The 24,109-nt window shown below is 69.3% G+C and carries 19 protein-coding genes; 12 read left to right on the forward strand and 7 right to left on the reverse strand.

What is annotated here, in order from left to right:
• Positions 1–166: 166 nt before the first annotated feature.
• Positions 167–1,342 (reverse strand): benzoate/H(+) symporter BenE family transporter, encoded by a 1,176-nt coding sequence (locus BLU22_RS10185; RefSeq protein WP_090214129.1) that lies wholly within the window; start codon positions 1,340–1,342, stop codon positions 167–169.
• Between the two features lie 133 nt (positions 1,343–1,475).
• Complete coding sequence (locus tag BLU22_RS10190) at positions 1,476–3,407, reverse strand: transglycosylase SLT domain-containing protein (protein ID WP_090214131.1); 1,932 nt, start codon at positions 3,405–3,407, stop codon at positions 1,476–1,478.
• A gap of 142 nt (positions 3,408–3,549) precedes the next feature.
• Between BLU22_RS10190 and BLU22_RS10195 the strand changes: the two genes are divergently transcribed.
• Complete coding sequence (locus BLU22_RS10195; RefSeq protein ID WP_090214133.1) at positions 3,550–5,469, forward strand: ATP-binding cassette domain-containing protein; 1,920 nt, start codon at positions 3,550–3,552, stop codon at positions 5,467–5,469.
• Between the two features lie 84 nt (positions 5,470–5,553).
• On the opposite strand, the gene BLU22_RS10200 is transcribed toward BLU22_RS10195, so the two are convergent.
• Positions 5,554–5,994: a universal stress protein gene (locus BLU22_RS10200; RefSeq protein WP_090214134.1), complete on the reverse strand. Its 441-nt coding sequence runs from the start codon at positions 5,992–5,994 to the stop codon at positions 5,554–5,556.
• Between the two features lie 347 nt (positions 5,995–6,341).
• On the opposite strand from BLU22_RS10200, the gene fadB reads away from it, so the two are divergent.
• From fadB to BLU22_RS10230, 6 genes are all read left to right on the forward strand, one after another.
• The gene (gene fadB / locus BLU22_RS10205; protein ID WP_090214136.1) at positions 6,342–8,495 is read left to right on the forward strand and encodes a fatty acid oxidation complex subunit alpha FadB; all 2,154 of its coding nucleotides are present in this window, start codon (positions 6,342–6,344) and stop codon (positions 8,493–8,495) included.
• Positions 8,496–8,515: 20 nt separating this feature from the next.
• Positions 8,516–9,691 carry an acetyl-CoA C-acyltransferase FadA gene (gene fadA, locus BLU22_RS10210; protein ID WP_090214137.1) on the forward strand — a complete coding sequence of 392 codons (1,176 nt, stop codon included), beginning with the start codon at positions 8,516–8,518 and terminating at the stop codon, positions 9,689–9,691.
• Between the two features lie 75 nt (positions 9,692–9,766).
• Entirely contained in the window at positions 9,767–10,030 is a 264-nt protein-coding gene (locus BLU22_RS10215) for a DUF1653 domain-containing protein (protein ID WP_090214139.1), read from the forward strand.
• A gap of 122 nt (positions 10,031–10,152) precedes the next feature.
• Positions 10,153–12,756: a type I DNA topoisomerase gene (gene topA / locus BLU22_RS10220; RefSeq protein WP_090214140.1), complete on the forward strand. Its 2,604-nt coding sequence runs from the start codon at positions 10,153–10,155 to the stop codon at positions 12,754–12,756.
• 126 nt (positions 12,757–12,882) lie between these two features.
• Positions 12,883–13,404 carry a DUF6586 family protein gene (locus BLU22_RS10225; RefSeq protein WP_090214142.1) on the forward strand — a complete coding sequence of 174 codons (522 nt, stop codon included), beginning with the start codon at positions 12,883–12,885 and terminating at the stop codon, positions 13,402–13,404.
• 73 nt (positions 13,405–13,477) lie between these two features.
• Complete coding sequence (locus tag BLU22_RS10230) at positions 13,478–13,717, forward strand: hypothetical protein (protein ID WP_090214144.1); 240 nt, start codon at positions 13,478–13,480, stop codon at positions 13,715–13,717.
• Between the two features lie 39 nt (positions 13,718–13,756).
• Here BLU22_RS10230 and lexA read toward each other — a convergent pair whose 3' ends face one another.
• A complete protein-coding gene (lexA, locus tag BLU22_RS10235) occupies positions 13,757–14,371 on the reverse strand; it encodes a transcriptional repressor LexA (RefSeq protein ID WP_090214146.1) in 615 nt (204 codons plus the stop codon).
• Between the two features lie 182 nt (positions 14,372–14,553).
• Here lexA and BLU22_RS10240 point away from each other — a divergent pair, with 182 nt between their 5' ends.
• From BLU22_RS10240 to BLU22_RS10255, 4 genes are read left to right on the forward strand one after another with little or no spacing between them, the layout of a single operon-like run.
• Positions 14,554–15,252 carry a TetR/AcrR family transcriptional regulator gene (locus BLU22_RS10240; RefSeq protein WP_090214148.1) on the forward strand — a complete coding sequence of 233 codons (699 nt, stop codon included), beginning with the start codon at positions 14,554–14,556 and terminating at the stop codon, positions 15,250–15,252.
• A 59-nt stretch (positions 15,253–15,311) separates the two neighbouring features.
• Complete coding sequence (locus tag BLU22_RS10245) at positions 15,312–15,839, forward strand: L,D-transpeptidase (RefSeq protein ID WP_090214149.1); 528 nt, start codon at positions 15,312–15,314, stop codon at positions 15,837–15,839.
• A complete protein-coding gene (gene nagZ, locus BLU22_RS10250; protein WP_090214151.1) occupies positions 15,840–16,838 on the forward strand; it encodes a beta-N-acetylhexosaminidase in 999 nt (332 codons plus the stop codon).
• A 10-nt stretch (positions 16,839–16,848) separates the two neighbouring features.
• The gene (locus tag BLU22_RS10255) at positions 16,849–17,589 is read left to right on the forward strand and encodes an S-methyl-5'-thioinosine phosphorylase (protein ID WP_090214153.1); all 741 of its coding nucleotides are present in this window, start codon (positions 16,849–16,851) and stop codon (positions 17,587–17,589) included.
• Positions 17,590–17,682: 93 nt separating this feature from the next.
• Here BLU22_RS10255 and BLU22_RS10260 read toward each other — a convergent pair whose 3' ends face one another.
• Positions 17,683–18,207, reverse strand: a complete 525-nt coding sequence (locus BLU22_RS10260) for a CsiV family protein (RefSeq protein WP_090214154.1) — start codon at positions 18,205–18,207, stop codon at positions 17,683–17,685.
• An 11-nt stretch (positions 18,208–18,218) separates the two neighbouring features.
• The gene (mfd, locus tag BLU22_RS10265) at positions 18,219–21,659 is read right to left on the reverse strand and encodes a transcription-repair coupling factor (RefSeq protein WP_090214156.1); all 3,441 of its coding nucleotides are present in this window, start codon (positions 21,657–21,659) and stop codon (positions 18,219–18,221) included.
• Positions 21,660–21,787: 128 nt separating this feature from the next.
• On the opposite strand from mfd, the gene BLU22_RS10270 reads away from it, so the two are divergent.
• Positions 21,788–23,248, forward strand: coding sequence for a glyceraldehyde-3-phosphate dehydrogenase (locus BLU22_RS10270; RefSeq protein WP_162274139.1), 1,461 nt, complete (start codon positions 21,788–21,790; stop codon positions 23,246–23,248).
• Positions 23,249–23,314: 66 nt separating this feature from the next.
• Here the strand turns inward: BLU22_RS10270 and BLU22_RS10275 are convergent, their stop codons facing one another.
• Positions 23,315–23,872 (reverse strand): chalcone isomerase family protein, encoded by a 558-nt coding sequence (locus tag BLU22_RS10275; protein WP_090214159.1) that lies wholly within the window; start codon positions 23,870–23,872, stop codon positions 23,315–23,317.
• Positions 23,873–24,109: the final 237 nt, after the last annotated feature.

Here is a 24,109-nt window from a genome sequence, read left to right on the forward strand (position 1 = left end):
ACCGTTGCCATGCGTCCGCGAGGGGGCGTCCAGCGGGACGCTCGGCGCCCCCTGTCCCGGTGCCCGGCGTGGAGCCGGGCAGGGTGGGTTAGCCGCGCCGCGGCGTAACCCGCCACCGTGACCGTCAGGTCGCACCTGGCCCGATCGGCGGGTTACGGCCCTTGGCCTAACCCACCCTACGGTTCAGCCGGCCATTCAGCACCGCGCTGGCCAGGGCGCCGGCGACCAGCCCCCAGAACGCCGCGCCGACGCCTAGCAGGCTCACCCCCGAGGCGGTGACCAGGAAGGTGATCAGCGCCGGTTCGCGCTGGGATACGTCCTGCAGGGCGCCGGCCAGGCTGTTGCTCAGGGTGACCAGCAGGGCGAGGCCGGCGATGGCCAGCACCAGCGCCTCGGGAAAGGCGGCGAACAGGCTGGCCACGCCTGCGCCGCACAGGCCGATCAGCAGATAGCAGCCCCCGGCGCAGACCGCCGCCCAGTAGCGCCGCTGTGGCTCCGGGCCGGCCTCGGGGCCGGCGCAGATCGCCGCGGTGATCGCCGCCAGGTTGATGGCGAAGCCGCCGAACGGGGCGAGCAGCAGGCTGGCCAGCCCGGTCCAGCCGATCAGCGGCGAGACCGGCACCTGCAGGTAGCCGGCGCCGCGCAGCACCGCCACGCCGGGCAGGTTCTGCGAGGCCATGGTGACCACGAACAGCGGAATGCCCACGCCGATCAGCGCCGCCCAGGAAAACGCCGGCGCGATGAACTGCGGGCGGGCCAGGGACAGTTCGATGCGCTGCAGCTGCAGCAGATCCAGCCAGCCGGCCAGCAGGATGCCCAGCAGCAGGACGACGAGGATGGCGTAGCGCGGCAGCAGGCGCTTGCTCAGCAGGTAGGCGGCGAACAGGCTGCCGACCAGCAGCGGCTGGTTGCCGCCGGCGACGAACAGGTCGAGGCCGAAGCGCAGCAGCACCCCGGCCAGCATGGCGGCGGCCAGGGCCTGGGGGATGCGCTGCATGAGGCGCGCGAACAGCCCGGTCACGCCGCTCAGGGTGATCAGCGCGGCGCTGAACAGGAAGGCGCCGACTGCCTCGGCCATGCTGAAGCTGCCCAGGCTGCCGGCCAGCAGCGCGGCGCCGGGCGTCGACCAGGCGGTGAGCAGCGGCGCGCGGTAGTACAGCGACAGGCCGATGCTGGTCAGTCCGCAGCCCAGGCACAGCGCCCACAGCCAGGAACTGGCCTGCGCGGCGTCGGCTCCGGCGGCGGCCGCGGCCTGGAAGATGATCGCCGCCGAGCTGGTGAAGCCGACCAGCACGGCGACCAGGCCGGCACCGAGGTGGCTGGGGGAGGGCAGTGCGTGCATGGGGGCCTCGTCTGGACGGCAGCGCCGCTGGGGGCTCCCCGCTGGCGGGGCGCGGCGCGGATGATGCGTGTGGTTCAGGGGCGTTGGGCGCGGCACGGCCGGTCCGCTTGTCCCGGCCGGCCGCGCCGGCGGATCACTGCGGTCCCAGCTCGCGTTCGTGCCACTCGATCAGCTTCTGCGGCGCGCCGAGCTTCTCGCCGTAGATCACCGAGTAGGACAGCACGTTCTGCACGTACTGGCGGGTCTCGTCGAAGGGGATGGTTTCGATCCAGATGTCGAAGGGCATCTGCTCGTTGCCGCGCAGCCACTGGCGCACCCGGCCGGGGCCGGCGTTGTAGGCGGCCGAGGCGAGGATGCGGTTGCCGGAGAACTGGTTGTAGACCTGGCTGAGGTAGGCGGCGCCGAGCTGGATGTTGACCTCCGGGGTGTAGGCCTGCTGCGGCGAGCGCAGCGGGATGCCGAAGCGCCGCGCGGTTTCCTTGGCGGTGGCCGGCATCAGTTGCATCAGGCCCATGGCGCCCACATGGGAGCGCGCATCGGCCATGAAGGCGCTTTCCTGGCGGGTGATGGCGAATACCCAGCTCGAATGCAGGCCGCGGTTGCGTGCCTCGCGGGTCAGGGTGTGCTGGTGGGCCATCGGGAAGCGCACTTCCAGGTCGTCCCAGTACTGCGCCTGGGTGATCGAGCGGATCGCCGGGAAGTACCAGCCCATCTCGTAGCCCAGGCGCGCCTGGGCGAGCAGCTCGTCGCGGCCGAACAGGCGACTGGCGTGATACCACTCGCGGCGCCCGTCGGCGATCAGGCCGCGGGTATGGAACTCCACCGCGCGACGAATGCCGGCGCTGTTGCGCACCTTCTGCATCAACTTGGGGTCGATGGCCGGCGGGCGGTGGTTGAGCTGGTAGGGGGCGTCGATGCGGTCGGCGGAGAGGAAACCGTAGAAATCGCGCTCGCCGGCCACCGGCAGGTACAGGCGGATCGGGTCCTTGCTGTTGGGCTGGGCCAGCTGCAGGCTGCGCGCCTGCCAGTAGCGCCAGCGGCTGGAGGCGGCCAGGTCGCCGGGCATCTGCCGGGTCAGCTGGTGGGCGTCTGCCCAGCGGCCGAGGCGCAGCAGCAGGCGCGCGCGCCATTCGCTGACCGTGTTGTCGCGCAGCTCGGGGTCGTACTGGCTCATCACCTTGAGGGCGCGGGCGTCGAAGCGCCGCGCCAGGGTCAGGCCGATCTCGCGGGCGATGGCCACCTTCTCGTCGCTGGAGAACGGCAGGCGCGCGCTGTATTCCTCCAGCAGGGCCAGCGCCTGTTCGGGGTTCTGCCGGGCCAGACGGCGCAGGCCGAGGCCGACCGCATCGGCGGTGTGGCGGTCGTTGCCGGCGAAGCGCTGGCGCTGCAGCAGCAGCTCGGGCTTCTGCGCCGCGTCGAGCAGCAGCTGGCCCTGGGCGGCCTGGCTGCCCAGGGTCTTCTGCAGGTGGCTGGCCAGGCCGTAGTTGCGCGCCTCGGTGGCCAGCTTCAGGCGCTGCCAGCGCATTTCCGCGGTCAGTCCGCCCTGGGCGCGCCACAGGTCGAACAGGCGGTCGCAGGTGTTGGGCTGCGACTTGCCGGAGAGCCACAGGCGCTGCGCGGTCTGCGCGCCGTCGGCGGCCTGGCCGTGGCGGAACTGGTACTCGCCGAACAGGCAGTGCAGTTCGGTGAATTCGAGGGACGGGTCGTAGTGGCGAATGAAGGTCTGCCATTCGCCGCGCTCGGCCAGCCAGCGCAGCCAGCGCAGTTTCATCCAGCCGATCTGCGGCAGGTCGCCGTGTTCGGCGAGGAAGGTCTCGATCTCGGCGTTGCTGGCGTTCTTCAAGCGCAGGGTCAGCTCGTCGTAGGCCAGGTAGGGCTCCAGCACGTAGCTCTGCAGCGCCTGGCGGTTGCGCAGGTAGGGCGCCGGATCATTCTTGGCCAGCGCGCGCTTGGCCTCGTCGTAGAGGACGCGCTGCTGCTGCAGGGAGATGGCGGCAGCAGGCTGCATGTGCAGGCCGCAGAGGCTGGCCAGGCAGACGAGCAGGAGTAACGGGCGGGGGCGCATGGCGGTTCCGATGGCTGGGTGAGCGGGCGGCGCAGGGTATGCGGCAAGAGTAGCCTGCTCCCCGGGCGGATTGAAGCATTGTCCCTCGCCGCGGGCCGGAGGCGGTAGAATGCAGCCCGCATTTTCTGGAGGCCGTTGTGCGATGACCCTGCTCAAGTTCACCGATGTATCCCTCGCCTATGGCGTCATGCCGCTGCTGGACAAGGTCTCCTGGCAGATCGCCCGCGGCGAGCGGGTGTGCATCATCGGCCGCAACGGCACCGGCAAGTCCAGCCTGCTCAAGCTGGTCAAGGGCGACCAGCGCCCGGACGACGGCGAGATCTGGCGCGCGCCGACGCTGAAGATCGGCGAACTGCCCCAGGAGCTGCCGAGCGCCGACGAGCGCACGGTGTACGACGTGGTGGCCGAGGGCCTGGCCGAGGTCGGCGAGCTGATCGCCCGCTACCACCACCTGTCCCAGCACATCCAGGGCGACGACGACCTGACCGAGCTGTCGCGCGTCCAGCAGGCGCTGGAGGCGCGCGACGGCTGGCGCCTGCAGCAGCTGGTGGAAAATACCCTGAGCCGCCTGCAGCTGCCGGCCGACAAGACCCTCGCCGAGCTGTCAGGCGGCTGGCGCCGCCGCGTGCTGCTGGCCCAGGCGCTGGTCGCCGAGCCGGACCTGCTGCTGCTCGACGAGCCGACCAACCACCTGGACATCGGCGCCATCGCCTGGCTGGAAGAAGCGCTGCTCGGCTTCAACGGCGCGGTGCTGTTCATCACCCACGACCGCGCCTTCCTGCAGAGCCTGGCGACGCGCATCCTCGAACTGGATCGCGGCCACCTGATCGACTGGAACGGCGACTACGCCAGCTTCCTGGTGCACAAGGAACAGCAACTGGCCGCCGAGGAGGCCGCCAATGCGCTGTTCGACAAGCGCCTGGCCCAGGAGGAGGTGTGGATCCGCCAGGGCATCAAGGCGCGGCGTACCCGCAACGAAGGCCGGGTGCGCGCGCTCAAGGAGATGCGCAACGAGCGCCGCGAGCGGCGCGAGCGCCAGGGCAAGGCCAGCTTCCAGCTGGAAACGGCGGACAAGTCCGGCAAGCAGGTGATCGTCGCCGAGCATGTCAGCTACGCCCATCCGGGCGGCGAAACCCTGATCCGCGACTTCTCCATGGTCCTGCAGCGCGGCGACCGCATCGGCCTGCTCGGCGCCAACGGCAGCGGCAAGACCACCCTGCTCAAGTTGCTGCTCGGCGAGCTGCAGCCGACGCGCGGCAGCATCAAGGTCGGTACCCGCCTGGACGTGGCCTACTTCGACCAGCTGCGCAACCAGCTGGAGCCGGAGAAGACGGTGATCGACAACATCGCCGAGGGCCGCGAGTTCATCAGCATCGACGGGCAGAACCGCCACGTGCTGAGCTACCTCGGCGACTTCCTGTTCAGCCCGCAGCGCGCGCGCTCGCCGGTCAAGGCGCTGTCCGGCGGCGAGCGCGCGCGCCTGCTGCTGGCCAAGCTGTTCAGCAAGCCGGCCAACCTGCTGGTGCTGGACGAGCCGACCAACGATCTGGACGTGGAAACCCTCGAGCTGCTCGAAGAGGTGCTGCTCGGCTTCACCGGCACCGTGCTGATGGTCAGCCACGACCGGGCCTTCCTCGACAACGTGGTGACCAGCACCCTGGTGTTCGAGGGCGACGGCCGGGTCAGCGAGTTCGTCGGCGGCTACCAGGACTGGCTGCGCCAGGGTGGCTCGCCGCGCCTGCTCGGCGTCGGCAAGGACGAGGGCGACAAGCCGGCCCGCGAGGACAAGCCGGCCGCCGTCGCCGCTGCGCCGGTCGCTGCGGTGGCAGCGGCGCCGGCACCGCGCAAGAAGCTCAGCTACAAAGACCAGCGCGAGCTGGACGCCCTGCCGGCGCGCATCGAGGCGCTGGAGAACGAGCAGGCCGCGCTGCAGGAGGAAACCGCCACGCCGGAGTTCTATCAGCGTCCGGCCGAGGAAACCCGCGTGGCGCTGGCCCGCCTGGAGGCCATCCAGGCGGAGCTGGATGCGCTGCTGGAGCGCTGGGCCGAACTGGACGGCTGATCCGCACCTTCGTCATGCAACGCAAAGGCCGCACCTGGGTGCGGCCTTTGCGTATGCGCTGCGCCGGCGTGGCGCCAGCGGCTCTTATTCGGGCTTTTTCAGATGCACCGCCAGCACATCGCAGGGCGCGGCATGCAGCAGGTCGTTGGAGGTGGAGCCGAGCAGCAGGGCCAGGCCGTGACGGCCGTGGCTGCCGGTGACGATCAGGTCGCAGCCGTGCTCGCTGGCCATGCGATGGATTTCCTGACGCGGCTGGCCGAAGGCCAGGTGGCAGTTCTCCTTGCCCAGTTCCGGGTGCTGGGTGGAGAAGGCCTCCATGCGCTCGCGGGCCTGGTCGATCTGCTGCTGCTGCAGCATCGACAGGTCCATCGGCACGTCGCCGCCGAAGGCCATCGCCATGGGCTCGACGACATGGACCAGCGACAGGCGCGCCTGGCAGCTCTTGGCCAGGTCGGCGGCGCGCTGGATCACGATATGACAGTCTTCAGCCATGTCGACGGCGACCAGCAGGTGTTGGTAGGTCATGGGGGAATCTCCTTGGCACGGTGGAATAGTCAGCAGTATGGCTCACCGCGGCGCACGGCTGAAGCGCTGCGCGCGCTGTCCATGATCCCGGTCAGGCGCAGGCCGGCCGTAGCGTCCTCCACGGCCCGCGGGTGGCCGCCGGGGGCGCGATTGACAGGCCGGGGGAATTGCTCGAAGGTGTCCCGAAACGCCCCGAACGCCTGCCCGAAGCCGGCCTTCGGCGCCTTTCGTGCACGGCCCCGACGGGCTGCCGCCGCGTCTGGCGACTATCCTCAACAGTGGCAGGCGCGGCTCCTGCGCCGCTGCCCGGTCATGGTTGCGGGCTTTCACGGCATGGAGATCAGCTGATGATGTACCAAGGCAAAGCCATCACGGTGCAGCGGCTCGACGAGGGGATCGCCGAGCTGCGTTTCGACCGCTGCGGCGAGTCGGTCAACAAGTTCGACCGCCTGACCCTGAACGAGCTGCGCGAGGCGCTGGCGGCGCTCGGCACGCCGCCGCAGCTGCGCGGGGTGATCGTCACCAGCGCCAAGGACGGTTTCATCGTCGGCGCCGACATCGGCGAATTCCTCGCCACGTTCGACCTGCCGGAAGCCGAGCTGCTGGCCGGCAATCTGGCGGCCAGCGCGATCTTCAGCGCTTTCGAGGACCTGCCGCTGCCGAGCGTGGCGGCGATCAACGGCATTGCCCTCGGCGGCGGCCTGGAGATGTGCCTGGCGGCGGACTTCCGGGTCATGGCCGAGGAGGCTCGCGTCGGCCTGCCGGAGGTCAAGCTGGGCATCAATCCGGGCTTCGGCGGCACCGTGCGCCTGCCGCGGCTGATCGGTGCGGACAACGCCATCGAGTGGATCTGCACCGGCAAGGAGTACGACGCGGCCAGCGCCCTGAAGGTCGGCGTGGTCGACGCCGTGGTGCCCGCCGGGCAATTGCGCGAGGCGGCGCTGGACCTGTGCCGGCGCGCCATCGCCGGCGAGCTGAACCACCTGGCGCGGCGCCGGCCGAAGCTGGCGCCGCTCAGGCTCAACCAGATCGAGCAGATGATGGCCTTCGAAAGCGCCAAGGCCTACGTCGCCGCCCAGGCCGGTCCGCACTATCCGGCGCCGCTCGAAGCGGTGCGCAGCATCCAGAAGGCCGCCATGCACGGCCGCGACAAGGCCCTGGAAATCGAGGCCCAGGGTTTCGTCAAGCTGGCCCGCGGCGAGGTGGCGCGTAGCCTGGTCGGGCTGTTCCTCAACGACCAGGAGCTCAAGCGCAAGGCCCGCGGCCACGAGCGCCAGGCGCGTCCGGTGCGCCTCGCCGCCGTGCTCGGCTCCGGCATCATGGGCGGCGGCATCGCCTACCAGTCGGCGCTCAAGGGCACGCCGATCCTGCTCAAGGACATCCGCGAGGAGGCCATCCAGCTCGGGCTGGGCGAGGCCTCCAAGCTGCTCGCCCAGCGCGTCGACAAGGGGCGCATGACGCCGCTGCAGATGGCCGGCGCGCTCAACGGCATCCGCCCGACTCTGTCATACGGCGACTTCGCCCAGGTCGACCTGGTGATCGAGGCGGTGGTGGAGAATCCCACGGTCAAGCAGGCGGTACTCGCCGAGGTGGAGGGCCGGGTCGGCGCGGACGCCATCCTCACCACCAACACCTCGACCATCTCGGTCGATCTGCTGGCCCAGGCCCTGCAGCGGCCGGAGAACTTCTGCGGCATGCACTTCTTCAACCCGGTACACCGCATGCCGCTGGTCGAGGTGATTCGCGGCAGCCGCAGCAGCGCCGCGACCATCGCCACCACCGTGGCCTATGCGCGGGCGATGGGCAAGACGCCCATTGTGGTCAACGACTGCCCGGGCTTCCTGGTCAACCGCGTGCTGTTCCCGTACTTCGCCGGTTTCGCCCGCCTGGTGGCCTGTGGCGTCGACTTCCAGCGTATCGACCGGGTGATGGAGCGCTTCGGCTGGCCGATGGGCCCGGCCTATCTGCTCGATGTGGTCGGCATCGACACCGCCCACCATGCCCGCGCGGTGATGGCCGCCGGCTACCCCGAGCGCATGGGGGCGGACGGGCGCGGCGCCATCGACGTGCTGTTCGAGGCCGGCCGCCTGGGGCAGAAGAGCGGCCGGGGCTTCTATCGCTACGAGGCCGACAAGGGCGGCAAGCCGAGGAAGCTCGACGATCCCGAGGTCGCCGCGCTGCTGGCGCCGCTGGCGGGCGAGGCGCGCGAGCTGTCCGACGAGGACATCGTCGCCATCATGATGCTGCCGCTGTGCCTGGAAACCGTGCGCTGCCTGGAGGAGGGCATCGTCGAGAGCGCCGCCGAGGCGGACATGGGGCTGGTCTACGGCATCGGCTTCCCGCCGTTCCGCGGCGGAGCGCTGCGCTACATCGACAGCCTCGGCGTCGCCGCCTTCGTCGCCCTGGCCGAGCGGCATGCCGACCTCGGTGCGCTGTATGCGCCGACCGACGGCCTGCGGGCGATGGCCGCCAGCGGCCGGACCTTCTTCGGCCAAGCCTGACGCATTGGAGCGAGAATCCCATGACTCTGAACGCCAAAGATGTGGTCATCGTCGACTTCGGTCGCACGCCGATGGGCCGTTCCAAGGGCGGCATGCATCGCCACACCCGCGCCGACAGCCTGTCCGCCGCACTGATCAGCGCGCTGCTGGCGCGCAACCCGCAGATCGATCCGGCCGAGGTCGAGGACGTGATCTGGGGTTGCGTCAACCAGACCCTGGAGCAGGGCTGGAACATCGCGCGGATGGCCGCGCTGCTCACCCCGATACCCCACAGCGCCGGGGCGCAGACCGTCAGCCGGCTGTGCGGCTCGTCGATGAGCGCGCTGCACAGCGCCGCTCAGGCGATCCAGACCGGCAACGGCGAGCTATTCGTGGTCGGCGGGGTCGAGCACATGGGCCATGTGGCGATGGCCCACGGCGTCGATCCCAACCCGCAGCTGTCGCTGCAGGTGGCCAAGGCCGCCGGGATGATGGGCCTGACCGCCGAGCTGCTGGGCAAGATGCACGGCATTTCCCGCGAGGCCCAGGACCGTTTCGGCCTGCGCTCCCACCAGCTAGCGCACCGGGCGACCGTCGAGGGACGTTTCAGGGACGAGCTGATCCCCATGCAGGGCCACGACGAGCATGGCCGCCTGCGCCTGTTCGACCACGACGAGACCATCCGTCCGGAAACCACCCTCGAAGGACTGGCGGCGCTCAAGCCGGTATTCGATCCGAAGCACGGCACGGTGACCGCCGGCACCTCCTCGCAGATCACCGACGGCGCCTCGTGCATGATCGTGACCAGCGGCCAGCGCGCCATGGATCTGGGCCTGACGCCGCTGGCGCGGGTGCGCGCCATGGCGGTGGCCGGGGTCGATCCGTCGATCATGGGCTACGGCCCGGTGCCGGCGACCCGCAAGGCGCTCGAGCGCGCCGGGCTGAGCATGGCCGACATCGATTGCGTGGAACTCAACGAGGCCTTCGCCGCCCAGGTCCTGCCGGTACTCAAGGACCTCAAGCTGCTCGACTGCCTGGACGACAAGGTCAACCTGCACGGCGGCGCCATCGCCCTCGGTCACCCGTTCGGCTGCTCCGGGGCGCGGATTTCCGGCACCCTGCTCAACGTGATGAAGCAGCGCGGCGCCACCCTGGGGCTGGCCACCATGTGCATCGGCCTCGGCCAAGGTATCGCGACGGTGTTCGAGCGCGTCTGAATCGCCGATGGGAAAAAAGGCCGGGGCCCGTGCTCCGGCCTTGCGTTTCCGCTGCGATGCTCTGCGAGGTGCGACATGACGCTGCAAACCGGACTCTACCGGCATTACAAAGGCCACGAATACCGGGTGCTGGGCCTGGCCCGGCACTCCGAGACGCAGGAAACCCTGGTGCTCTACCAGGCGCTGTATGGCGAATACGGGCTGTGGGTGCGGCCGCTGAGCATGTTCGTCGAGACCGTGGAGGTCGAGGGCGAACTGCTGCCGCGCTTCGCCCTGGTACGCGCCGAGACGGTCGAATTTCGCCACGACGGCGCGACAGGGGCGCCGCCCCACGCTTGACCTTGCTGCGCGGGCCACTATATATAGCGTGGCCTTACCCAGGCGCCGCCATCCCCACTTGCATATTTCGCGCCGACGGCCTGGCCGTTCATCTCGATCTCTTTTCAGGAACTCTCCGATTCATGGGCAAATCACTGGTCATCGTGGAATCGCCGGCCAAGGCCAAGACGATCAACAAGTATCTGGGCAACCAGTACGTGGTGAAGTCGAGCATCGGCCATATCCGCGACCTGCCCACCAGCGGCTCGGCCAGCAAGGAGCCGGCCAAGCGCGGCAAGGCCGCGGCGAGCGAGGCGCCGGCGCTGTCGCCGAAGGAAAAGGCCAAGCGTCAGCTGTTCGCGCGCATGGGCGTGGACCCCGAGCACGACTGGAAAGCCAAGTACGAGATCCTGCCCGGCAAGGAAAAGGTCATCGAGGAGCTGCGCCGCCTGGCCAAGGATGCCGACACCATCTATCTCGCAACCGACTTGGACCGCGAGGGGGAGGCCATCGCCTGGCACCTGCGCGAGGCCATCGGCGGCGACGAGAGCCGCTACAAGCGCGTGGTGTTCAACGAGATCACCAAGAAGGCCATCCAGGAGGCCTTCTCCCGGCCCGGCGAGCTGGACATCAACCGGGTCAACGCCCAGCAGGCGCGGCGCTTCCTCGATCGCGTGGTCGGCTACATGGTCTCGCCGCTGCTCTGGGCGAAGATCGCCCGCGGCCTGTCGGCCGGGCGCGTGCAGTCGGTGGCGGTCAAGCTGGTGGTCGAGCGCGAGAAGGAAATCCGCGCCTTCGTGCCGGAAGAATACTGGGAAGTCCACGCCGATCTGGCCAGCCTGCCGGGTGAGACGGTGCGCTTCGAGGTGATCCGCCAGCGCGGCGAAGCCTTCAAGCCGCTCGACGAGGCCCAGGCGATGGCCGCGGTGACGGCGCTCAAGGCCTCGGCCTACCGGGTCGCCAAGCGCGAGGACAAGCCGACCTCGACCAAGCCGGGCGCGCCCTTCATCACCTCCACCCTGCAGCAGGCGGCCAGCACCCGCCTGGGCTTCGGGGTGAAGAAGACCATGATGATGGCCCAGCGTCTCTACGAGGCCGGCTACATCACCTACATGCGTACCGACTCGACCAACCTGTCCGCCGACGCCATCGAGATGGCCCGTGGCTTCATCGAAGGCGAGTTCGGCGCGCAGTACCTGCCGGCCAAGCCGAACCTGTACAGCAGCAAGGAAGGCGCCCAGGAGGCCCACGAGGCGATCCGCCCCTCCGACGTCAACCTCAAGCCGGCCCAGCTGTCCGGCATGGAGCGCGACGCCGAGCGCCTTTACGAACTGATCTGGCGCCAGTTCGTCGCCTGCCAGATGCCGCCGGCGCAGTACCTGTCCACCAGCGTTACCGTGCAGTCCGGCGACTACGAGCTGCGCGCCAAGGGTCGCATCCTCAAGTTCGACGGCTTCACCCGCGTGCAGCCGCCGCAGGGCAAGGCCGGCGAGGACGACGTGCTGCCGGAGATGAGCGAAGGCGACGTGCTCGATCTGCTCCGCCTCGATCCGACCCAGCACTTCACCAAGCCGCCGGCGCGCTTCTCCGAAGCCAGCCTGGTCAAGGAGCTGGAGAAGCGCGGTATCGGCCGCCCGTCGACCTACGCGGCGATCATCTCGACCATCCAGGAGCGCGGTTACGTGGCGGTCCACAATCGGCGCTTCTATGCCGAGAAGATGGGCGAGATCGTCACCGAACGGCTGTCGGAGAGCTTCCCCAACCTGATGGACTACGGCTTCACCGCCGGCATGGAGGAGCACCTCGACGATGTCGCCCAAGGCGAGCGTCAGTGGAAGCACCTGCTCGACGAGTTCTACGCCGACTTCCGCAAGAAGCTCGACGTGGCCGAGGCCGGCGAGGGCGGCATGCGTGCCAACCTGCCGACCCTGACCGACATTCCCTGCAAGGACTGCGGTCGGCCGATGATGATCCGCACCGCCTCCACCGGGGTGTTCCTCGGTTGCTCCGGCTACGCGCTGCCGCCCAAGGAGCGCTGCAAGGCGACCATGAACCTGGTGCCGGGCGACGAGATCGCCGACGACGACGAGGGCGAGTCCGAATCCCGCGTGCTGCGCGGCAAGCATCGCTGTGCCAAGTGCGGCACGGCGATGGATGCCTACCTGCTCGACGAGACCCGCAAGCTGCACATCTGCGGCAACAACCCGGACTGCTCGGGCTACGAGGTCGAGGAAGGCCAGTACCGGATCAAGGGTTACGAGGGGCCGAGCCTGGAATGCGACAAGTGCGGCAGCGAGATGCAGCTCAAGACCGGCCGTTTCGGCAAGTTCTTCGGCTGCACCAACAGCGCCTGCAAGAACACCCGCAAGCTGCTCAAGAGCGGCGAGGCGGCGCCGCCGAAGATCGACCCGATCAAGATGCCCGAGCTGCGCTGCGCCAAGGTCGACGACGTGTACGTGTTGCGCGACGGTGCTTCCGGCCTGTTCCTGGCGGCCAGCCAGTTCCCCAAGAATCGCGAAACCCGTGCGCCGCTGGTCAGCGAGCTGATCCCGCACCGCGAGGAGCTGGATGCCAAGTACCACTTCCTGCTCGACGCCCCGGTGCAGGACCCCGAAGGCCGCCCGGCGGTGATCCGCTTCAGCCGCAAGAGCAAGGAGCAGTACGTGCAGAGCGAGGTGGACGGCAAGCCCAGCGGCTGGCGCGCCTTCTACGTCGACGGCCAGTGGAAGGTCGAAGACAAGCGCTGAGCCTCCTCGGGTGCTAGCGACGAAGCCGGCTTGGGCGTGCGAACGCCCGGCCGGCTTCGTCGTTTCCGGGCGCTGCGGCGCTGCGGGGTGGCGGCGTATACTCGGTCCTCTGTCGAGGATTCCGTCATGGCCAACGAGCTGTATACCCGCACCAACCAGAAACTCTATTTCGCCGGTCTGGCCCTGGAGGCCTGGCAGGCCGCCGAGGCGGCGCAGGCGCTCAATGCGCAGACGCAGATCCAGGCCGCCCGCGAGACCGCGCTGTTTCACCTGTACGGCGCGCTGCTCGGCCTGTGCCACGAGATCGCCGGCTATTACCGTCTGCCCCAGGCGGGTGCCGGGCGGGTCGAGGAACTGCTGGAGCGGGCCGTGCTGGAGGCCGCGCCCGGCCCCGAGCTGGCCGAGCTGGTCGAGCTGGCCGAGGATCGCCACAGCTGGCTGGCCGAGCTGCTGACGGCCTGGCGCCAGTTGTTCGAGCCGCCGCGCGAGGCACGCAAGGCCAAGGTCGATCCGTCCGTGGCGGTGATCGTGGCGGTCGAGGTCGGCGGCGCGCAGCCGGCGGCGCCGGACCTTGCGATGCTGGGCGACTGGCAGCGGCAGATCCGCGCGCTGGCGCTGCGTTTTCGCCAGGGCATGAGCGAGTGGTGAGGGGCCGGGCGGGCTAGGGCGCGCTGGCCGGGCGCTGGTACAATGCCGGCCTTTGTCTGCGGAGCACCCCTAAATGCCGACCTCCTTTCTGGAAATCGTGGAGCTGTCTGACGGCCGTATCGTCCTGCGTCGTGGCGACGACGAGGAGGCGCTGGTGACCCTCGAATTCTCCGAAGAGGCCAAGGCATTCCTGCAGGGCCAGCACATCGAGGTGGCCAAGGCGATGTTCAATGTCGGCGTGGAAGTGGCCGGCAGCATGGTCGACGGCGACTACGAGGCGGAGTTCGAGGAGCAGGCGCGGGTCCTGCACTGAGGCAACGCCCGGCGCTGTTGCGCCGGGTCTGTCCACGGGTCAGCGGCGGATCACGCCGACGCTGAGGCCCTCAATGACGAAATCCTGTTCCGGGCTGTCCAAATCGACGACGATCGGTGCGAAGTCCGGGTTCTCCGCCAGCAGCTGCACCCGTTTGCCGCGCCGCTGGAAGCGCTTGACGGTGACCTCGTCGCCGATCCGCGCCACCACGATCTGGCCGTTGCTGGCCTCCCGGCAGGCATGCACGGCGAGCAGGTCGCCGTCGAGGATGCCGGCGTCCTTCATGCTCATCCCGTGGACGCGCAGCAGGAAATCGGCGCGTGGCGAGAACAGCTCCGGACTGATCCGGCAGCTGTCCTCGATGTGCTGCTCGGCGAGGATCGGCGCGCCGGCGGCGACGCGGCCGATGATCGGCAGCTCGTCCTCGCGCGGTGCCGGCTCGCTGCCGGGGATGCGGATGCCGCGCGAGGCGCCGGGAATCATCTCGATCGCTCCCTTGCGGGCCAGTGCGCGCAGGTGCTCCTCGGCGGCATTCGGCGAGCGGAAGCCCAGCTGCTGGGCCATCTCGGCACGGGTCGGCGGGTAGCCGTGCTCGTCCAGCCAGAGCTTGATGAAGGCGAGGATCTCGCCTTGGCGCGGTGTCAGTTTCTGCATGAGCCGTGCTCGGTTTGCTGTCTGTAGGCTGGAAGTATATACAGGGGGTGGGGTGTGGCAACCTCTTTGCGCGCCGCCTGGGCGTTGCGCGTCGTGCCGACTGGGGCAGGCGTGGCCCCCTTGACAGGGCGAACGGCTGAAACGTATGTTTCAAACGAATGTTCGTCAGAGGTGGGGTGTCCATGGCTCAGTCGGAAACCGTCGAGCGCATTCTCGATGCGGCCGAACAGCTGTTCGCCGAGAAGGGCTTCGCCGAGACCTCGCTGCGCCTGATCACCAGCAAGGCCGCGGTCAATCTGGCGGCGGTGAACTACCACTTCGGTTCCAAGACTGCGCTGATCCAGGCGGTCTTCGCCCGCTTTCTCGATCCCTTCTGCCAGAGCCTCGAACGCGAGCTGGATGCGCGCAGCGGCCAGGCCGCGCCGTCGCTGGAAGCACTGCTCGACCTGCTGGTCAGCCAGGCGCTGGGCGTCAAACCCCGCGGTGGCAGCGATCTGTCGATCTTCATGCGTCTGCTTGGCCTGGCCTTCAGTCAGAGCCAGGGCAATCTGCGTCAGTATCTGGAGGACCAGTACGGCGCGGTGTTCCGTCGCTACAGGCAGCTGATGCACGAGGCGGCGCCGAACATTCCGCCGCTGGAGCTGTTCTGGCGCATGCACTTCATGCTCGGTGCCGCGGCGTTCAGCATGTCGGGGATCAAGGCGCTGCGCGGCATGGCCGAGAGCGACTTCGGCGTGCACACCTCGACCGAGCAGGTAGTGCGCCTGATGGTGCCGTTCATGGCCGCCGGCCTGCGTGCCGACAGCGTCCTGCACGATGCGGCGCTGATCGCCGCGCAACGTCTGCCGCGCGGCCAGAAGGTCGCGACCACGCACGACTGAGCTGCCGGCGGGCGGCGGATCGGCTAAGCTAGCCGTCCATTCCCGCCAGTCCCCGCGCCATGCTCGACGCCCTGCATATCTCGATTGCCGACCAGTGCCTGTACGGCTTCGCCGCCGGCCGCCTGCGCCTGCGCCTGGCGGTGTCGACCGCCCTCAACGGCCCCGGCGAGCGCCAGGGTTCGGGCTGCACGCCGCGCGGCCGGCATCGGGTGCGGGCGAAGATCGGCGCCGGACTGCCCTCGGGGGCGGTACTGGTCGGGCGGCGCTGGACCGGCGAGATCTGGACCCCCGAACTGGCGGCGCACTTTCCGCAGCGCGACTGGATCCTCACCCGCATCCTCTGGTTGAGCGGCTGCGAGCCGGGGCGCAACCGCCTCGGCGCGGTCGACACCTTCCGCCGCTACATCTACCTGCACGGTACGCCCGACAGCGAACCCATGGGCGTGCCGCGCTCCCACGGCTGCATCCGCCTGCGCAACGCCGACCTGCTGGCGCTGTTCGAGCAGGTGCCGGCCGGTTGTCCCGTGTTCATCGACGAGGCGCCCTGTCCGCAGTGGCAGGCGCTGCCTTGCACGCAAGGAGACTGAATGTCTGGTTCCCTGATGCTGGATATCGCCGGCACCTGGCTGAGCGCCGAGGATCGGCAGATCCTGCGCCAGCCCGAGGTCGGCGGGCTGATCCTGTTCGCCCGCAACATCGAAGATCCGCGCCAGGTGCGCGAGCTGTGCCTGGCGATCCGCGCCCTGCGCCCCGACCTGCTGCTGGCGGTCGACCAGGAGGGCGGCCGGGTGCAGCGTCTGCGCAACGGCTTCGTCCGTCTGCCATCGATGCAGGCCTTGGCCGCCGCTCCCGACGCCGCGGCGCTGGCCGGACACTGCGGCTGGCTGATGGCCACCGAGGTGCTGGCCGCCGGCCTCGATTTCAGCTTCGCTCCGGTACTCGACCTCGATCATGGGCGCAGTACGGTGATCGGCTCGCGCTCGTTCGGCAGCGACCCGGCGCGCGTCGTCGAACTGGCCGGGGCCTTCATCGACGGCCTGCACGCGGCGGGCATGGCCGCCACCGGCAAGCATTTCCCCGGGCATGGCTGGCCGGAGGCCGACTCCCACGTGGCGATTCCCCGCGACGAGCGCAGTCTGCAGGCGATCCGCGCCTGCGACCTGCAGCCCTTCGCGCAACTGGCCGGGCGGCTCGACGGCATCATGCCTGCCCATGTGATCTACCCGCAGGTCGATGCGCAGCCGGCCGGTTTCTCGCCGCGCTGGCTGCAGGACATCCTGCGCGGCGAACTGGGCTACCGGGGGGCGATCTTCAGCGACGACCTGAGCATGGCCGGCGCCCACGTGGCCGGTGCCGCCGATGCGCGGGTCGCCGCGGCGCTGGCCGCCGGCTGCGACATGGCGCTGGTGTGCAACGATCGCGCCGCCGCCGAACTGGCCCTGAGCTACCTGCAGCGCCAGGGCGTGCGCCCCGCGCCGGCGCTGGCCGGCATGCGCGCGCGGCGCTGGCCGGGCGAGGACTACCGGAGCCAGCCGCGCTGGCTCCAGGCGCTGGGCGCGTTGCGCTCGGCCGGACTGATCGACTGAGGAGAACGACATGGCAGTGCTAGCAATCATCGGCGGCACCGGACTGACCCAGCTCGAGGGCCTGAGCCTCCGCGAGGCGGTGTCGGTGGACACGCCCTACGGTGCGCCTTCGGCGGACATCCTGCGCGGCGACTTCGGCGGTCGCGAGGTGCTGTTCCTCGCCCGCCATGGCCATCCGCACCGCATCCCGCCGCACCAGGTCAACTATCGCGCCAACCTGTGGGCGCTGAAGCAGGCCGGCGCCCAGGCCGTCGTCGCCGTCAACGCCGTCGGCGGCATCCACCGCGCCATGGGCAGCGGCCACCTCTGCGTGCCCCACGACCTGATCGATTACACCTGGGGCCGCGCCGCCACCTTCTTCGAGGGCGAGCTGGAGCACGTCACCCACATCGATTTCAGCTACCCCTACGACGAGGCCCTGCGCCAGCAACTGATCGCCGCCCTGCGTGCCGAGGGTTGCGACTTCAGCAGCCACGGCGTCTACGCCGCGACCCAGGGGCCGCGCCTGGAGACCGTGGCGGAGATCGCCCGTCTGGAGCGCGACGGCGCCGATATCGTCGGCATGACCGGCATGCCCGAGGCGGCGCTGGCCCGCGAGCTGGAGTTGCCCTACGCCTGTCTGGCGCTGGTGGTCAATCCGGCGGCCGGCAAGTCCAGTGGGGTCATCACCATGGCCGAGATCGAGCAGGCGCTGGCCGACGGCATGGGCAAGGTCAAGGCGGTGCTGCAGCGGGTGCTGGCGCAGGCCTGAGGCTGCCGGCCCGCAACGGGCCGGTCGTGTGCGTCCGAAAAGGGGCGGCAGAGCGCATCTGTCGCCCCTTTTTCGTGCCCGTGTCGTCCGGCGTCAGCGCGGGCGCACGCGGATCAGCGCGCCCAGGCTCGGATGGTCGAGGTAGGTCAGCTGGCCGGGAATCAGGCGGCGCTTGTGCTGCAGGCGCTCGCTGGCGACGAGAAAGCCGTCGGCGTCGCAGCGGTTGACCCAGGTGTGCAGCTCCAGCTCCAGATGGCGCTCCTGGCGCAGGCTCAGCAGCCCTTCGACCGGCGCGTGGCGGTCGCACGGCGTGCCTGCGGCGAAGCGCACGGCGCGCGGCGGGTCGTCCGCCGCCTGTTGCCAGGCCTGGTGCAGCAGCACCGGGTAGCCGAGGGTCTCGTTCAGCTGTCGGGCGGTGTCCTCCAGCGCCGGACTGCGTTGCGCCTCGGCGGCGATGGCCGGTGCCGCGCCGGCCCAGTCCTCGGGTACCGGCTGGCTGGCGTCGACCGGCGGTGCCTGGCGGAACACGATCAGCTCGACCTGGTAGAGGGTTTCGGCGTAACCCGGCGCGGCGATCAGCAGCAGCGCGAGCAGCAGGGGGCGAAGCGTGGTGGGCATGCGCGGATCCTTCAGGCGGCGGGTGGGGTCAGGCGCTCGAGCAGCGCCTCCAGGGTGTTGAAGCGCTGTTCCGGACGTTCCATCGGCACCTGGAACTTGAAGGCGGTGCCGCCTTCGAGCTTGTAGCGGGCCGGCTGGCCCTGAATCAGCTGGATCAGGGTCAGCGGATCGACGCAGGTGTCGGCGGCGAACTCGATGCGTCCGCCCTGCGGGCCGGCCTCGACCTTGCGGATGCCCAGGCGCTCTGCCTTGAGCTTGAGCAGGGTCAGGCGCATCAGGTGCTTCGCCGGTTCCGGCAGCAGGCCGAAGCGGTCGATCATTTCCACCTGCAGCTCGTTGAGCGCGCGCTCGTCCTCGGCCGAGGCGATGCGCTTGTAGAGGATCAGCCGCGCGTGCACGTCGGGCAGGTAGTCGTCGGGGATCAGCGCCGGCAGGCGCAGGTTGATCTCCGGGCCGCCGCCCAGCGGCTGCTCCAGATTGGGCTGCTCGCCCTTGCGGATCGCCTTGACCGCGCGCTCGAGCATTTCCATGTACAGGGTGAAGCCGACGGCCTGGATCTGCCCGCTCTGGCCTTCGCCGAGCAGTTCGCCGGCGCCGCGGATCTCCAGGTCGTGGGTGGCGAGGACGAAGCCGGCGCCCAGGTCCTGGGCGTTGGCGATGGCCTCCAGGCGCTTCTGCGCGTCCTCGGTCATCTGCTGGCGCGGCGGGGTGAGCAGGTAGGCGTAGGCCTGGTGGTGGCTGCGCCCGACCCGGCCGCGCAGCTGGTGCAGCTGGGCCAGGCCGAACTTGTCGGCGCGCTCGATGACGATGGTGTTGGCGCTGGGCACGTCGATGCCGGTCTCGATGATGGTCGAGGCCACCAGCACGTTGAAGCGCTTGTGGTAGAAGTCGCCCATCACCTGTTCCAGCTCGCGCTCGCGCATCTGCCCGTGGCCGATGCCGATGCGCGCCTCGGGAACCAGTTCGGCCAGCTCGGCGGCGCACTTCTCGATGGTCTTGACGTCGTTGTGCAGGTAGTAGACCTGGCCGCCGCGCAGCAGCTCGCGCAGCAGGGCTTCCTTGATCACCGGCTTCTGCTGTTCGAGGACGAAGGTGCGCACCGACAGGCGGCGCGCCGGCGGGGTGGCGATGATCGACAGGTCGCGCATGCCGGAGACGGCCATGTTCAGGGTGCGCGGGATCGGCGTGGCGGTCAGGGTGAGAATGTCCACCTCGCTGCGCAGGGCCTTGAACTGTTCCTTCTGGCGCACCCCGAAGCGGTGTTCCTCGTCGATGATCACCAGGCCCAGATCGTGGAACTTGACCTCGTCCTGCAGCAGCTTGTGGGTGCCGATGATGATGTCGATCTTGCCCTCGGCCAGCTCGCCGGCGGCGGCGGCGACGTCCTTGGCCGACTTGAAGCGGCTCATCACCTCGACGCGCACCGGCCAGTCGGCGAAGCGGTCGCGGAAGCTGTTGTAGTGCTGCTGGGCGAGCAGGGTGGTGGGCACCAGCACCGCCACCTGCTTGCCGCTGTGCACGGCGACGAAGGCGGCGCGCATCGCCACCTCGGTCTTGCCGAAGCCGACGTCGCCGCACACCAGACGGTCCATCGGCTGGCCGCCGAGCATGTCGCCGAGCACTGCGTCGATGGCCGCCTGCTGGTCGGGGGTTTCCTCGAACGGGAAGCCGGCGGCGAAGGCCGCGTAGTCGGTCTGCGGATCGCTGAAGGCGAAGCCCTGACGCGCGGCGCGGCGCGCGTAGACATCGAGCAGCTCGGCGGCGACGTCGCGCACCTGCTCGGCGGCCTTGCGCTTGGCCTTCTGCCACTGCTCGGAGCCGAGGCGGTGCAGCGGCGCCAGGGCGTCGTCGCTGCCGCTGTAGCGGGCGATCAGGTGCAGGCTGGCCACCGGCACGTAGAGCTTGGCCTCGTCGGCATAGGCGAGCATGAGGAACTCGGCGGCCTGGCCGTCGACCTCCAGGGTGACCAGGCCCTGGTAGCGGCCGACGCCGTGGTCGATATGCACCACCGGCGCGCCTTCGCGCAGCTCGGTGAGGTTCTTGATCACGTTGTCGCCGCCGCCCTGGCCCTTGTCGCGGCGCCGGCGCTGCATGACCCGCTGGCCGAACAGCGGGCTTTCCGGAATCAGCGCCAGGCTGTCGAGCAGCAGGCCCTCGTCGAGCGGCGCGATGGTGATCGCCAGGCGCTCCTCGGCGGCGGCGAAACCGGCCCAGCCGTCCACCTCGCGCGGCTTGAGCTTGAGGCGTGCGAGCAGTTCCAGCAGCACCTCGCGGCGCCCTGCCGACTCAGCGCAGAACAGCACCCGGCCGGGGTATTCCTCGATGAAACGGCGCAGCGCGGCCAGCGGCTCGCCGGCCTTGGCCTGGATCGCCAGGTCGGGCAGGGCGCGCGCGGCGAAGCGCTCGCGACCGACGCCGGGCTCCAGGTCGTGCGGATCGACCACCACCCGCGGCCATTGCTTGAGGCGCGCGAAACAGTCCTCCACCGGCAGGAACAGCTCGGCCGGCGGCAGCAGCGGGCGCTCGGGGTCGACGCGACGCTCCTCGAAACGGCTGCGCGCGTCCTGCCAGAACTGCTCGGCGGCCTGTTCGATGCCGGGCAGGGAGAACACCTGGGTGTCGGTCGGCAGGTAGTCGAACAGGCTGGCGGTGGCGTCGAAGAACAGCGGCAGGTAGTACTCGATGCCGGCCGGGATCAGCCCGCTGGACAGATCCTGGTACAGCGGGCAGCGCCGGTAGTCGACGTCGAAGCGCTCGCGAAAGCGTGCGCGGAAGTCGGCCACGGCCTTCTTCTCCAGCGGGAACTCGCGCGCCGGCAGCAGGCGGATCGATTCGACCTTGTCCACCGAGCGCTGGGTCTCGGGGTCGAAGGTGCGCAGGGTCTCGATCTCGTCGTCGAACAGGTCGATGCGGTAGGGCAGCTCGCTGCCCATCGGGTAGAGATCGAGCAGCGCGCCGCGTACGGCGAACTCGCCGTGGTCGTAGACGGTGTCCACGCAGCGGTAGCCGGCGGCTTCCAGGCGGGTGCGCATGTCGTCGACGTCGAGCTTCTGGCCTACGTCCAGCACCAGGCTGGAGCCGAGCAGGAAGCTCGGCGGCGCCAGGCGCTGCAGGGCGGTGGCGATCGGCACCACCAGCACGCCGTGCTTCAGCTCCGGCAGCCGGTAGAGGGCGGCGATGCGCTGGGAGATGATGTCCTGATGCGGCGAGAACACGTCGTAGGGCAGGGTTTCCCAGTCGGGGAAATGCAGCACCGGAAGCGTGGGGGCGAAGAAGCGCAGCTCCTCCTGCAGGCGCTCGGCGCTCTGGCTGCCTTCGGTGAGCAGCAGGGTGAAGCGCTTGGCGCGGCTGGCAGCCTCGGCGATGGCCAGGCTCTGGGCGGCACCGGGCAGGTTGCCCCAGTGCTGTTTGCCGGCGGCGGCCGGCAGGCTCGGAAGACGCAATACGGACACGGTCGACTCGCAAGGGCTGCAAAGCTGCGATTCTAGCGATGCGCTCCGCCGGCTGTCAGTGTCGTTGACGGTGCGTTGCCCCCGCGCGCCGGCGCCGTCATAATGTAGCCCCTTTTTTCATCTCCTACATGTGGAAGGTATCGCCCGTGACCCAGAAGCCCGACCAGTGCCTCGGTGAGTGGATTGATCGTGAGGCCCTCGCTGAGGCCATGATTCCGCTGATCGGTCAGCTCTACCGCAATAACAAAGTGGTGACCTCGATCTATGGCCGTGGCCTGATCAACCGTTCGGTGATCGGTATCCTCAAGGCGCATCGCTTCGCCCGCCAGATCGACGACGCCGAGCTGTCGGTGCACGACACCTTCCCGATCCTGCAGGTGATGAGCCAGCTGGAGCTGGGTGCCGCCTCCGTCGACCTCGGCCGCCTGGCGGTCAAGTTCAAGCACGAAGCCAACGGCCGCAGCGTCGAGCAGTTCGTCCGCGAAGAGCTGGCCGACGTGGCCGGCAAGCAGGGCAGCAACGGCCACCAGGGCACCGACGTGGTGCTCTACGGGTTCGGCCGCATCGGCCGCCTGCTGGCGCGCATCCTGATCGAGAAGACCGGCGGCGGCGACGGCCTGCGCCTGCGTGCCATCGTGGTGCGCAAGGGTGCCGAGAACGACCTGGTCAAGCGCGCCAGCCTGCTGCGCCGCGACTCGGTGCATGGCTCCTTCAACGGCACCATCACCATCGACGAGGAAAACAACACCATCCTCGCCAACGGCAACCTGATCCAGGTGATCTACTCCAACGATCCGACCACCGTGGACTACACCGCCTACGGCATCCAGGACGCCATCGTCGTCGACAACACCGGCAAGTGGCGCGACGCCGAAGGCCTGGGCCAGCACCTGAAGTGCCCGGGCGTGGCCCGCGTGATCCTCACCGCGCCGGGCAAGGGCGAGATCAAGAACATCGTCCACGGCATCAACCACCAACTGATTACCGCCGACGACAAGATCCTCTCCGCCGCCTCTTGCACCACCAACGCCATCGTGCCGGTGCTCAAGGCCGTCTACGACAAGTTCGGCATCGTCCATGGTCATGTAGAGACCGTCCACTCCTACACCAACGACCAGAACCTGATCGACAACTTCCACAAGGGTAACCGCCGTGGTCGCAGCGCCGCGCTGAACATGGTGATCACCGAGACCGGTGCCGCCACCGCCGCCGCCAAGGCGCTGCCGGTGCTCAAGGGCAAGCTGACCGGCAACGCCATCCGCGTGCCGACGCCGAACGTCTCCATGGCCATCCTCAACCTGGCTCTGGAGAAGGCCACCAGCCGCGAGGAGATCAACGAGTACCTGCGCCACATGGCGCTGCACTCCGAGCTGCACAAGCAGATCGACTTCACCAACTCGCCGGAAGTGGTGTCCACCGACTTCGTCGGCTCCCGCCATGCCGGCATCGTCGATGCCGAGGCGACCATCTGCAACGACAACCGCGTCGTGCTCTACGTCTGGTACGACAACGAGTTCGGCTACAGCTGCCAGGTGGTGCGCGTGCTGGAAGACATGGCCGGGGTCAACCCGCCGGCCTTCCCGCGCTGATCCGCGCAGGGCACTGAGAAAAACGGGAGCTTCGGCTCCCGTTTTTCGTTTCCGGCGCCGGGCGGCTCAGCGCTCGGCGAGCAGGCGCTGGCGCAGGGGTTCGGAGAGACCGTCGCGGGCCAGCCAGATGCCCATGTAGGCGCGCGCCAGTTCGGCATCGTCGCTGCGCAGCAGTGTCTCGCCGTTGCGCTCCAGGGTCAGGCCCTGGCGCGGGTCGTACTGCAGGGCGTAGCGGTCGCCGGGGCGGATGTCGCGGAAACTGGCGTGCAGCCGCTCGATGCCGGTGCGCAGGCGCGCCAGGGTGGCCGGGTCGTGCTGGCGTTCGAGCACCGTCCAGGCGGCGCGGATCACATCCTCGCGGGCAATCTTCTGGAAGTAGTAGAGCTCCAGGCGTCGTGCGCGCTGTTCGCGCAGCGCCGCCTGCGGGGCGATGTTCGGTTCGGTATAGAGCGCCGCGGCATAGACGTCGGCCCACAGCCAGGTCAGCAGCGCCCGGTTGCGCAGGACCAGTTGCTGGCTGCCGGGCGGGTGGCTGGCGGCGAAGCCGGCCTGGTCGAGGCGGGCCGCCTCGCTGGCCCACAGGTTGCCGCAGACGACGAGGAGCAGGGCGAGCAGCGTGCGCATGATGTGACCTCCGTGGAACCTTTGTGATGCTCTGGCTGGTGCGGGGCGTGGTCAAGCCCGCAAGTGTCGCCAGTTATTGCCAATCTCCGAAATAATCAAGCGCTTAGGTGGCCAGTGCGAAACGACCTCCCTATAATCGGCCGGATAATTTTTCGAGGGTGCGCAATCGTTTAGCGACGATAAGGGGCGAGGCAGATTGTCACACCCCTGGCCGGCGCCGGCGGCGTACCCGAACCC

The organism is Pseudomonas guangdongensis (assembly GCF_900105885.1).
GTDB classification, from domain to species: Bacteria; Pseudomonadota; Gammaproteobacteria; order Pseudomonadales; family Pseudomonadaceae; genus Geopseudomonas; species Geopseudomonas guangdongensis.